An 11802-nucleotide genomic window follows, 5' to 3' on the forward strand; every position below is an offset into this window, starting at 1 on the left:
GGTATAAAATACTTACTGTCCGGCAACGTCACGTAGTCGGAAGAATGACCAGGCAAGTGCCATAAATACTAGATAATACACTACTAACACGGTTATCGAAAAGCCAAGCGTCATCCCCTCCATCATAGGAGAATTTCCGGCTGTATATTGGCTCAAATCTGTATTGGCAAATAAAATGTATTTTGCCCATTCACGGTCCGCGAAGAATAACACGATTTGATTTCCTGCCATCATAAGGAAAATGGCGATTCCAATAGCAAGTGCACTATTACGGAATATCGTAGAGATAGCAAAGGCGAAGGTTGCCATCATCACTAAATTAACAAGCTGGAAGGCGTATGCCGGAATAATTTCGCTTATGACAGATACATATTGAAGTCCATTTCCACCTTCTACAAGCATGTGTGGATTAAATGATCCGAAACCGAAGAAAATTAATCCGATAATATAACTAAATACTAGCACAAAAAGCAAGGTGAAAAGGGCGAACACTAACACTGATACGTATTTGGATAGCAATGCTTTCGTTCTGGTAATAGGGCGAATTAATAATAGTTTAATGGTTCCCCAGCGAAACTCGTTCGCTACAATCCCTGCTGCGATAATAATCGTTAATAGGCTAACAATGGATAATAAAAGCTGGTTTTCCAAGACAAATTGCATAGCACCATAACCATCAGGCTGAATATCATTTTCTAAGTAATAATTATTCTCCTCTATAATGCTAGCATTATACTCATTAAATATACCATCTTCCCCTGCGTTCTCCATTTCCTCTGTTAGTTGCTGGTTCTCTTCTTCTAACGTTTGTCTCCAGTTATCTTCACTGTATTGATTTGCACTTAATTCGTCTGTGTTACTCAAAAATCCAATCCCAATAATAATTCCGGCAAGGATAATATACATAGCCCACGTTGATTTACGTACATACATTTTAATTAGCTCATTGTAAACGAGTTTAAAGAAATTATTCAATTGTATTCTCTCCAATCAAGTCAAAGAATTTGTCCTCAAGAGTGGATTTTGAAGAATTCACCTGGTACACCGCTATATCGTTTTGGACAAAACTGCGGACAATGTCAGGTATTTTTTCTTTTTCAGTTTGGAAATGAAGCATGGCTTCCTTAGATGTTGCATCAATTGCAAAATTTGTTTTTAGCGCCTCAACGGCCAGGTTCAATGGAGATACTTCCATATGTACTTGTGTAAGCGTAGCCTGCTCTTCTGTCGGAGTGCTACCTTGTACAGTTTGAGTTGCAATGAGCTCCCCGTTTTTAATGATTCCAATTCTGTCACACATTAACTCAATCTCAGATAGCAGGTGACTTGAGATGATGACGGCCACATTCTCTTCTGCGGCCAATCGCCTTATGTACTGGCGTACCTCTCGAATCCCGGCAGGATCAAGTCCATTGGTAGGTTCATCTAAAATTAAAATGGAAGGTTTATGTAGCAAAGCCTGTGCAATACCTAAGCGTTGTCGCATTCCTAGAGAATATTTTCCCACTTTTTCCTTAATTGGTTTCTCAAGCCCGACCAATGCAATGACTTCTTTGACACGTTCTTTTGTAATTCCAGGTATCATCCGAGCATAATGCATAAGATTTTGCCATCCAGTCATAAATGGGTACATCTCCGGATTTTCTACGATAGCACCAACTTCCCGAATAGCGTTCTTAAAGTCATGCTTTATGCTTTTTCCTTGAATAAGCACATCGCCTTGGCTTAACTGCATTAAACCAACCATCATCCGGATCGTAGTCGTTTTTCCAGCGCCATTTGGACCAATAAAACCAAATACCTCACCTTTATGAATAGAAAAATTTAACCCTTTAATGATTTCTTTGTTGCCAATTGATTTTCTGACATCTTGTAACTCCATTGCTACATTTGACATCAATAACCCCTCCAATCTCTTATCTTGTAATACGAATTGCAAAAGTAATAGTTTCATTAAGTTTGTTAAGCTTCCATGAAGTAATCGTTTATATCTCTTTTAAGCAACCCTTTTATAAGCAAAAAAAGCACCCTGCTTATGAAGCAAGGCGCTCTGTTATTAGTCTTTTAATTTTGGGTTTTCTCGTTTAGCTTCCTTTACGCGGGGCTTGCGATAACCTCCTGCTATATCTGCTTGCTTAAATTCTTTTGCATAACCCACTTCTTGGGCATCAGATAACTGTTTATCCTTAGTTGGTTGATACTGTGAATTTCTCATTCTAGCATCCTTTCATTAGAAGTTTTGTTATCTATCATCTATTCCCGCTGGTTTTTAGAACTAAACATATAAACAACGTTAGTTCTTGTCACGTTTTACTTAGAAAGGATTTGTTGCCCATTGCAAGGATTGTTTAATAAAAATACGAGGATGTAACTTTAATTGAGAAACCATATATTCAGCAAGGTCCTCTGGTTGCATATATTTTTCCTTATCTTTTTCTTCCAGTTTATCCCCAAAGGCAAGCTCTGTGGCAACAAGGCTTGGATTTAATGTGAAAACACGAATGTTGTTTCGGCGCACTTCTTGCATTAAAGCTTCTGTCATTCCTTGAATAGCGAACTTTGAAGCACTATAAGAAGTAGAGCCGGCTGTTCCTTTTAAGCCATTGCTTGATGAAATGTTGATGATATCTCCTTGGTTTTTCTCAATCATTCCTGGCAACACAGCTCTGGTAACATGATAGGTCCCAAAGACATTGACTTCAAAAGTGCGCTTCCAGGTTTCTGGGTCCATTTCTAGCATATTGCCATGCGCCCCGATACCTGCATTATTGAGGAGGATGTCTGCTGCGCCCACCTCTTTTTGAAGTTTGGAAACTGCTAAATCAACTTCCCTCTGGCTCGAGATATCTGCGACAGCAATGCTCACTTTCACGCCATGTTGAAGAACTTGATTGGCTACTTCCTCCAATTTACTTTCCGTGCGAGCAATTAAGCCGACATGAACGCCTTCTTTCGCCAATTCAAGAGCTGTCGCCCGTCCAATACCGCGCCCTGCACCTGTTATATAGGCTACTTTTCCTTTGATTTCCTGTCCCATAAAATCACCCTTTCTTTATCCTATATCAAGTATAGGTGCTTGAGAGCACACATTCAAAGAATACTAATTGCTATTCTATATATATCTGAGGTTTTAGAAAATTCACTTTCCCAATATAGGTAAGAACGATATAATGAACCTAAACAAGATTGGAGGAAAAGTAATGAGAGAAGTGGTGATTGTTTCCGGATGCCGTACCGCAGTTGGAAAGAGAAAAGGCGCCTTGTCTGGAATCCGCGCGGAGGATCTTGCAGCAACGATCTTAAAAGACGTAATGGATAGAGTTTCGCTACAAAAAGAACTGGTAGAGGACGTCATCTTAGGCTGTGTTACACAAGTAGGTGAACAAGCAGGTAATATAGCGAGGACGGCTGCATTAATTGCGGGATTTCCCGACCATGTACCAGGTGTAACCATCGACAGGCAATGCGGCTCAAGTCAGCAGGCTGTCCATTTTGCAGCACAAGCCATAGCTTCTGGGGATATGGATATCGTAATTGCAGGTGGCGTAGAAAGCATGACGCGTGCCCCGATGTTTTCGAATGTTGGTGACATAAAGCCAAGTAAGGGACTGACAGATAAATATGAAATTGTGAATCAAGGGATCTCTGCGGAAAAAATAGCAGACCATTGGGGGTTTTCCAGAGAGCAGTTGGATTCTTTTTCTTTGCAAAGCCATGAAAACGCTTTAAATGCAATGGAGTCTGGTTATTTCAAGCAGGAAATTACACCACTAGATATCATAAACGAAGGAGGAGAGAAGCTTAAGTTTTCTACGGATGAAGGACCTCGTAAGAATACAACTTTGGCTGCTTTAGCTGAATTGAACGCAGTATTTAAAGAAAATGGGAAAATAACAGCGGGGAATGCCAGCCAAATAAGTGATGGGGCTAGTGCGGTTTTATTAATGTCAGCTGAAAAGGCAAAGGAATTGGGCATGAAGGCAAAGGCCCGTATTATTGCTCGGACAGTTGTTGGGTCTGATCCAACCTTTATGCTTACAGGACCTATTGCTGCGACAGAAAAAGTTTTAAAGCGTGCCGGATTAACACTAAACGACATGGATCGTTATGAAGTGAATGAGGCATTTGCTCCAGTGCCGCTTGCCTGGTTGGAAGAAACAGGTGCAAATCCAGAGAAGCTCAATGTAAACGGAGGAGCCATCGCCCTTGGGCACCCTTTAGGAGCTACAGGCACAAAGTTGCTCGTGTCTTTAATGCACGAACTAGACCGAGTGGAAGGAAAATACGGCTTGCTGGCTGTTTGTGAAGGCATGGGAATGGCCAATGCTACAATAATAGAGCGCTTGGAACAATAAACCTATGAAATGGATATGATTTTGAACGATTTGATACACAATTCTAGTAACCTTGCATGCTGTATGCAGGGTTTTTCTAGTTTTCAGCCCAATTGTCTGGAAAAATAGTATACTAGTATTAGGCTTTAAAAATACTAGAGGTGAACAAATGAAAAAAGTGACGTATCGTTTGCTCATTACGCTTTTCCTATTAATGATAATAGGAGGCTGTGGGGCGAATGACCCCAAGAAAATGCAGACAGCTGGAGAACATCAAACATACCGTTCTACTATAGATGCAAAGAAACAAATAGACTGGGAGACAAGCATTACGGTCTCTGCGATTGGAGATATGCTGATTCATGCACCTGTGTATCGGGATGCCAAAACGGAAGATGGCTATGATTTTACACCTATGCTAGAAAAGGTAAAGCCATATTTACAGGATGCTACTGTCACAATTGCTAATCAAGAAACAATGATAGGTGGCGAAGAGCTTGGCTTGTCCTCCTATCCACAATTTAATAGTCCGTTTGCAGTTGGGGACGCTTTGAAAGAGGCGGGGGTAGATGTCGTCACACTTGCCAATAATCACACATTGGACCGCGGAGAAGTGGCGGTTCAGCGAGCGATATCGCATTGGGAAGCTATTGATATGATGTATACAGGTGCCTATAAAAGTGAAGCAGACCAAGAACGTATTCGTGTACAGGAAACGGAAGCAGGAATTTCCCTCGCTTACCTTTCTTATACCTATGGAACAAACGGCATTCCTACACCTAGTGGAAAGGACTATTTGGTTAATAGAATAGATAGGGAGCAAATAGCTGGGGATATGGCTAAAGCAAAAGACATGGCAGATGCTGTGATTGTAAGCCTTCATTTCGGCACCGAAAACGAACGCATGCCAAACGTAGAGCAAAAGGATTTGGCGCAGTACGTAAGCGATTTGGGGGCAAATGTAATAATTGGACATCATCCACATGTCCTTCAGCCATTGGAATGGCTTACTGGGAAGCATGGAAACAAAACATTAGTTGCCTATTCACTTGGAAATTTTCTTTCTTCACAAAAAGAATATTATCAGCGAATTGGTGGTATGCTTCAATTTACGCTAACTAAAACAGGTCAGGGTGACAATGTTGAGGTCACCGTCGAGGCGCCAACATTCCTGCCAACCTATATGAGTTATGACAATTATGCGGATTACCAGGTCCTTCCTTTGTTCAACTTACCAAATGGTGAACTTGCTGGAGCCACAAAAGAATATCGGGATATCAAAGCCCATTTATCACAATGGATGCCGGAGTTAAGGTTTATCGAAGGTTAAAGAACGCTAGATCGGGAAAGTGAAAAGTTGCCAAAAGCTTTTCACAAATTCGTTCAACTAACAATTGGTGGGGGGGAGAAGAACCGCCTCCCCCAAATGAAGTTTCCCTTTATTTAAGCTCCCAAGTAGATTCTCAAGTAAACTTTTGGCTGTTTACCTATACTAAATCTTTTTCTTTTTCTTGATCAAATAAGAAATGAAGTATAGGATTGCCCCCAAAATTGCCAAGTAATAGGTTGGGATGCTAATCTCCTGGCCAAATGCCGGCATGAACGTTTGAATAGCGACAATGAGGCCAATAAATACGGTGGAAATTATCCACAATTGGAAGAATTCTACCCATTTTTTTGGTTGTTTTTCAGAGAAGGCGGAACGCTTAAGCCATTTCAATACAGCGATAATAAATCCGCCAAGTAGTGTCAGATCAATAAGTAGTATGGCTATCCCGGAACCGACAGAGATGGTCGTTACATTAGAACCTAAATCAAAAAAGTAATAAAGCGCGGTACCGAGTAGGCCGGCAACACCCACAAACATACCGAGAAATTGTAGTACGACCATCACAATTAAGGAAATTTGACTTTTTCTATCTTCTTTAGGGATTTCCTGTATGACTTCTTTGCAGTAAGCTTTTGGGTCATCACCAAAGACTTCCTCTGCTGTTTTACCATCTTCTTGTGCCTGTAAAAGGTGTTCAAGCATTTCCAATAAAACTTCTTCTGTTTGTTGTTCGGATTTGTTTCCATTTAGACGAATATAGAGAAGCATGTCTTCATAATACTTTAAATTATGTTCTGTAAGCCTCGCACGTTTTTCATTATTCAGTTCAATAATTTCCGTTGCTTCCATCAATATTTCCCCCTTGCTCGATAATGTTGTCCACAGGTCCTTTGATTAACGTCCAATGATGCGTAAATAATTGTAATGCCTCATGTCCTTTCTCTGTAAGCTTGTAATATTTCCTTTTAGGGCCCGTTTCGGATGCCCGCATTTCCCCAATAATCAGTTCTTCTTTTTGTAAGCGAAGAAGTATTGGATAAATGGAGCCTTCGCTCACATCAGACAAGCCGAATTGCTGAAGCTTTACAGATAGCTCATACCCATAGGCTGGCTGCATCTTTATAATAGAAAGGATACAGCCTTCCAGAATCCCTTTTAATAATTGACTACGTAGTGACAAAATACCACCTACCTTGTATAACCATATAGATGTTGAAAGAATAACTACTTTGTTATACAAAGTAGCTTATTTCTAGTATAAAACTTTTTCTATAAATTGCAAGTTTAATTTGATATGATATTTCTGTATGAAATCGAAACGGAAAAGGGAGATTAAAAAAATGGAGTGGAAAAACATATATCGAGGCATGATGATGGGAGCAAGTGATGTGATCCCTGGGGTTAGTGGGGGAACTATAGCAGTTTTGTTAGGGATTTATGATAGATTGATTGCGGCAATTAACGGATTAATGAGCAAGGAATGGAAAAAGCAGCTAGGCTTTTTAATCCCCTTGGGAATTGGCGTGGGGACTGCGATTTTACTGTTAAGTAAATTAATTGAGTGGTTATTCGAGCATTATCCAGGGCCTACACAATTCTTTTTTCTTGGCTTAATTATTGGGATTCTCCCTTATTTGTTTCATGAAGCAGAGGCGAAGCGTACGTTTAAGTGGAACCATGTTATGTTATTACTAATAGGGGCAATCATTGTTGGCTCAATGGTTTTCCTGGATGCAGGAGAAGCTGCGGTAATTACGACATTGGATACAAAGACTTATATTTTATTATTCTTCTCTGGTTTTATCGCAAGCAGTGCAATGATCTTACCAGGGATCAGCGGTTCATTTATGCTCCTTATCATTGGGGTTTATCCAACGATTATTGGGGCGATAAGTAATCTACAGCTAGATATTATTGCAGTAACAGGGGTCGGCATAGTCCTTGGACTGGTGTTTATGAGTAAAATTATAAACTATTTTCTAACTCATTTTCGGACAGGGACCTTCGCGATAATTATCGGCCTTGTTATCGGCTCCATCTTCGTCGTTTACCCAGGGTTCCCTGTAACAACATCATTCCTTATCCTTAGCGTCGTTACCTTTGCTGCGGGTCTTTTTGTTGCATATATATTAGGAAGAGTGGAATACAGGGATTAAAGCACACAATAAGACAAGTATTTTAAAACACGTTATACTAGTAATACGTATTATGAAGGAGTGACATTACATGGAACATCTTGCAACAGAAGAACAATTTAATGAAGTAATTCAGAGTGAAGACCCAGTCATTGTAAAGTTTTTTGCAGACTGGTGCCCAGATTGCAAACGTATGGACATGTTCATCGGGGATGTGATGGAGGAGTTCAATAATTATAAGTGGTATCAAGTGAATAGTGATGAGGTGAAGGGGCTTGCTCAAAAATATGAAGTAATGGGAATCCCAAGTATTCTTATTTTCCAAAATGGTGAAAAGAAAGCCCACCAGCATAGTGCTTATACGAAATCACCTGAGTCTGTTACCGAATTTCTTCATCAGCAATTAGGATAAAGGGATATGAAAGGACCCGCAGTCACGTACTGTCGGGTCCTTTTCCTGTTTAACTAGCTCCAACTTATGTGATTGTAAATGTAAATTCTTTATCGGTATTATATTTGATTAGAACGTTTTCCGCCTTGTACTGATTATTTTTTATAGCAAGTTGGAGAGTCTTCTCTACATCAGCTTGATATAGGGATGGAGCCTCTAAAAGGGAAAGTTCCTTTTGATTAATTAGGGATAAATCAGCCGGTTTATTCTCTCTTTCCCATTCAATTAAGAAAGGGAGGCTTGAAGCAGGTTCGGGAAAGAGCATTCTCCAGGAAAGTGTACTACCATCTGGTCTGGTTCTTACTGCAGAAACAGGACCATGATAAGAAACGCCTTTCTGCTTAAATTTTTGTTTAAATTGATCCATATTTGCTGTACGTAACGCATACTGGATTAGCTTTTCTTCATTATTTTCTAAAGCAATAGCTACCTGTTTGATGAGTGGGTTATCAGACCTTGAGGCACGGTGCTTGTCAAATAAGCCAATCCATTCTATATAACAATTATTTGCGAAGTATGCAAGATAATTATAAGTGCCCCAGTTTTCATGTTCTCCACCTTTTACAACCTCTATGTCGTAACGCTTACCAAATTCCGTTGCGGCTTTTTTTGGATCGTGTGCTGTTATAACGATATGATCGATGGCTAGCATAAAATTTCCTCCTTTGGTCTTTAACTAACATTCGCCACTATAATCTTTCTTAGTCCCCTTCCTTGAGAAAAAGAACGTTTCTGCTTTTGATTTGTTTCTAATTTTCATAAATCTAGTATAATAGAAAAAAATTGATTTGTAAGGGAGAGGGATTACGTGCGTACGCATCCATTGCTTCTTGACTTTCCGCACGAAATAATGACAGAACGATTAACCATTCGCATACCTTTGCCAGGTGATGGACAGAGAGTCTTTGAGGCAATCCAGGTAAGTAAACCCGAATTAAAAAAGTGGCTCCCATTTGCTCAGGGTGACCAGACGTTAGAGGAAACTGAAATAAATGTCAGAGAGGCACATATTCATTTTCTGAAACGTGAGGACCTAAGAATGCATATCTTTTTAAAGAATACAGATACCTTTATTGGATGTACTGGTTTTCACCGTCCAAATTGGGACATTCGTAAATTTGAAATTGGATATTGGCTGGATACGAGATACTCGGGAAATGGCTATATGACTGAGGCGGTAAGCGGCCTTACAGCATTTGCCTTTCGGGAACTGGAAGCCAATCGTGTAGAAATACGTTGTGATGAATTAAATAAGCAGAGCAGGGCTGTCCCAGAGAGGCTTCATTTTCACTTGGAAGGAATTTTAGTAAAAGAAGATAAAGCAGTTGATGGCGATGCATTGCGTAACACATGTATCTATGCAAAAACCTAATAGTTAGAGACTTTTACTGAGCCTTTTGATAGAATACAAGCAAACCAACTTGAAAGCTGGTGAAAGAGATGACGCAAACGAAAATCTTGATAGTTGAAGATGAACAGAAGATAAGCAGGGTACTACAGCTGGAACTTGAGTATGAAAATTATGAAACAAGCATCGCAAAGGACGGAAAAGAAGCTCTTGAGCTAATAGAGAAGGAGAGCTGGGATCTGGTCTTACTTGATATAATGCTTCCAGAACTAAGCGGATTAGAAGTATTACGTCGAGTGCGCAAGTCGGGAATGACCATGCCAATTATTTTGCTTACCGCAAGAGATGAAGTTCATGATAAAGTAAGTGGTCTTGATATTGGGGCAAATGACTATATTACCAAGCCTTTCCAAATTGAGGAACTGCTTGCTCGAATTCGCGTGCATTTACGGCACGCCACTACCCAGGTTTCCAGTGGGGAAGGACTAGGGGTTGGCGAACTCACCGTGAATATTGGGAGCAGGGAAGTGAAGCGGCAAGACAAGGATATCGAGTTGACACCACGAGAATTCGACTTACTTGTTTGCCTCTTGAAGAATAAAAATATTGTGCTAACAAGAGAAAAACTAATCGAACAAGTCTGGGGATTTGATTACTATGGTGATACGAACGTAGTGGATGTCTATATTCGTTATCTCAGGCAGAAAATTGATAAAGGATATGATGATGCCTATATCCAGACTGTTCGAGGAGTAGGCTATACGGTAAAGGAACGAACTAAATGAAACTTCGAACTAAAATTCAATTGTTTTCCAGTATTTTTATCCTCATTCTTATCTTGCTAGTCAATACTGCAATCTATTTTCTTTTTTATAAAATTTCTACAGACAGCCGCCTAGATCAATTAGCTGAACAGACGACCACCATCGTTGAAGCATTGAATAGTAATCCAGCAATTGCTACGAATGAATTTATGAAAGCCTATTTGCCACAGGATGGGATGATAAGAGTTATTGATCAGGATGGTACAGCTTTTCTTACTGAGTTAAACGATAACTATTCCTTTCGTGATCCTGTTTTTACAGAAACAGAACAGCAGGAGATTGTCTCCCCTAAAGGTGCACCAGACGTGGCAGTGGTCTCCAGGCCAATAATTTGGAATAATGGCAGTCATGCTAATGAAGTCGTTACAATAGAAGTTTCTGCGCAGCTATCTGCACTTGAAGAGACCATGCAAACACTGTTTTTTGTTTTAATGGCAGCATCGATTATTATGATCATACCTGTAATTGTTGCCGGCAATGTGCTCAGCAGATTTCTTCTTAACCCAATTAAGGCTTTAATTCAAGCAATGCGGGAGAATATGGAACAAAGAAAATGGAAAAAAATAAATGTGGAATCTCGATCACAAGATGAATTGTATGAAATGGAAAAGACCTTTAATGAAATGATCGATTTCTTAAAAGATTCCTATGAAAAGCAAGAAGTATTTGTTTCAGATGCTTCTCATGAATTGAAAACACCAATATCCATCGTGAAAAGCTATGCACAGTTGCTGGAACGAAGGGGTACAGAGGATCAGGAGCTTGTTAAGGAATCACTAGGAGCAATTGATTCAGAGGCAGATCGAATGCAAAAGCTAGTGGAGCAGATGCTTGCGTTAGCTAAGAATAAGCAAGCTAGCAAAAAGGAAACTTTAAATTTCACCACACTTGTAAAACAAACCGTCCAAACCTTTCAAAAAGCGTATGAACGAGATATTCAGTTTAAGAATGAATGTGAAGAGTGCATTATTCATGCCCTGCCTGATCAATTAGAGCAGGTTGTATATATTCTGATTGATAATGCCCTGAAATACACTAAAGGTAAAGTAGAAGTGCAACTCACATCTGAGAAGAATGCTGCTGTGTTATCAGTCAAAGATTATGGAGCGGGTATAAGTGAGAGTGACCAGGAACGGATTTTTGATCGGTTTTATCGGGTAGATAAGGCGCGGAGCAGAGATACAGGTGGAACTGGCCTAGGTCTCGCCATTGCAAAGTCCATTTCAGAAGCCCATAGGGGAGAACTGACGGTTAATAGCAAACTGGGGGAAGGAACTACCTTCTTCCTAACATTACCACTTTCTTAGTGAATTCTAATCTTACTCACCATTTATTCAAATGTTTGTTTGTTAAACTTCAAGTAGTTGGGAGGGGTGTCCG

At 40.0% G+C, this 11802-nt stretch carries 14 protein-coding genes; 7 read left to right on the forward strand and 7 right to left on the reverse strand.

The features are described from left to right. Nucleotides 1-12 precede the first annotated feature (12 nt). From LG273_RS02815 to LG273_RS02830, 4 genes are all read right to left on the reverse strand, one after another. Nucleotides 13-975: an ABC transporter permease gene (locus LG273_RS02815; RefSeq protein ID WP_404457503.1), complete on the reverse strand. Its 963-nt coding sequence runs from the start codon at nucleotides 973-975 to the stop codon at nucleotides 13-15. Continuing rightward, complete coding sequence (locus LG273_RS02820) at nucleotides 968-1897, reverse strand: ABC transporter ATP-binding protein (RefSeq protein WP_379559831.1); 930 nt, start codon at nucleotides 1895-1897, stop codon at nucleotides 968-970. The genes LG273_RS02815 and LG273_RS02820 overlap by 8 nt, the downstream gene beginning before the upstream one ends. 159 nt (nucleotides 1898-2056) lie before the next feature. After that, on the reverse strand, nucleotides 2057-2215 hold the full coding sequence (locus LG273_RS02825; RefSeq protein ID WP_379559830.1) for a YfhE family protein: 159 nt from the start codon (nucleotides 2213-2215) through the stop codon (nucleotides 2057-2059). A gap of 99 nt (nucleotides 2216-2314) precedes the next feature. Beyond that, nucleotides 2315-3037, reverse strand: coding sequence for a 3-ketoacyl-ACP reductase (locus tag LG273_RS02830; protein ID WP_379559829.1), 723 nt, complete (start codon nucleotides 3035-3037; stop codon nucleotides 2315-2317). Between the two features lie 163 nt (nucleotides 3038-3200). On the opposite strand from LG273_RS02830, the gene LG273_RS02835 reads away from it, so the two are divergent. Together LG273_RS02835 and LG273_RS02840 are read left to right on the forward strand one after the other, a co-directional pair. Then, entirely contained in the window at nucleotides 3201-4355 is a 1155-nt protein-coding gene (locus LG273_RS02835; protein ID WP_404457508.1) for a thiolase family protein, read from the forward strand. A gap of 148 nt (nucleotides 4356-4503) precedes the next feature. Further along, nucleotides 4504-5664 carry a CapA family protein gene (locus tag LG273_RS02840; RefSeq protein WP_404457511.1) on the forward strand — a complete coding sequence of 387 codons (1161 nt, stop codon included), beginning with the start codon at nucleotides 4504-4506 and terminating at the stop codon, nucleotides 5662-5664. Nucleotides 5665-5826: 162 nt separating this feature from the next. Here the strand turns inward: LG273_RS02840 and LG273_RS02845 are convergent, their stop codons facing one another. Further along, a complete protein-coding gene (locus tag LG273_RS02845) occupies nucleotides 5827-6513 on the reverse strand; it encodes a DUF1129 family protein (RefSeq protein ID WP_404457513.1) in 687 nt (228 codons plus the stop codon). Continuing rightward, a complete protein-coding gene (locus LG273_RS02850; RefSeq protein ID WP_379559825.1) occupies nucleotides 6491-6844 on the reverse strand; it encodes a PadR family transcriptional regulator in 354 nt (117 codons plus the stop codon). The genes LG273_RS02845 and LG273_RS02850 overlap by 23 nt, the downstream gene beginning before the upstream one ends. Nucleotides 6845-7004: 160 nt before the next feature. On the opposite strand from LG273_RS02850, the gene LG273_RS02855 reads away from it, so the two are divergent. After that, the gene (locus tag LG273_RS02855) at nucleotides 7005-7820 is read left to right on the forward strand and encodes a DUF368 domain-containing protein (RefSeq protein WP_404457516.1); all 816 of its coding nucleotides are present in this window, start codon (nucleotides 7005-7007) and stop codon (nucleotides 7818-7820) included. A gap of 70 nt (nucleotides 7821-7890) precedes the next feature. Continuing rightward, complete coding sequence (locus LG273_RS02860; RefSeq protein ID WP_379559823.1) at nucleotides 7891-8211, forward strand: thioredoxin family protein; 321 nt, start codon at nucleotides 7891-7893, stop codon at nucleotides 8209-8211. Nucleotides 8212-8275: 64 nt separating this feature from the next. Here the strand turns inward: LG273_RS02860 and LG273_RS02865 are convergent, their stop codons facing one another. After that, nucleotides 8276-8902: a VOC family protein gene (locus tag LG273_RS02865; protein WP_404457519.1), complete on the reverse strand. Its 627-nt coding sequence runs from the start codon at nucleotides 8900-8902 to the stop codon at nucleotides 8276-8278. 198 nt (nucleotides 8903-9100) lie between these two features. Here LG273_RS02865 and LG273_RS02870 point away from each other — a divergent pair, with 198 nt between their 5' ends. From LG273_RS02870 to LG273_RS02880, 3 genes are all read left to right on the forward strand, one after another. Beyond that, nucleotides 9101-9622, forward strand: a complete 522-nt coding sequence (locus LG273_RS02870; protein WP_404459464.1) for a GNAT family N-acetyltransferase — start codon at nucleotides 9101-9103, stop codon at nucleotides 9620-9622. Between the two features lie 68 nt (nucleotides 9623-9690). Then, a complete protein-coding gene (locus tag LG273_RS02875; RefSeq protein WP_404457522.1) occupies nucleotides 9691-10383 on the forward strand; it encodes a response regulator transcription factor in 693 nt (230 codons plus the stop codon). Next, nucleotides 10380-11729 carry a sensor histidine kinase gene (locus LG273_RS02880; RefSeq protein ID WP_379559818.1) on the forward strand — a complete coding sequence of 450 codons (1350 nt, stop codon included), beginning with the start codon at nucleotides 10380-10382 and terminating at the stop codon, nucleotides 11727-11729. Before LG273_RS02875 ends, LG273_RS02880 begins: the two co-directional genes overlap by 4 nt. Nucleotides 11730-11802 lie beyond the last annotated feature (73 nt).

This window comes from Oceanobacillus kapialis, from assembly GCF_044790185.1.
Lineage (GTDB): Bacteria > Bacillota > Bacilli > Bacillales > Amphibacillaceae > Oceanobacillus_B > Oceanobacillus_B kapialis.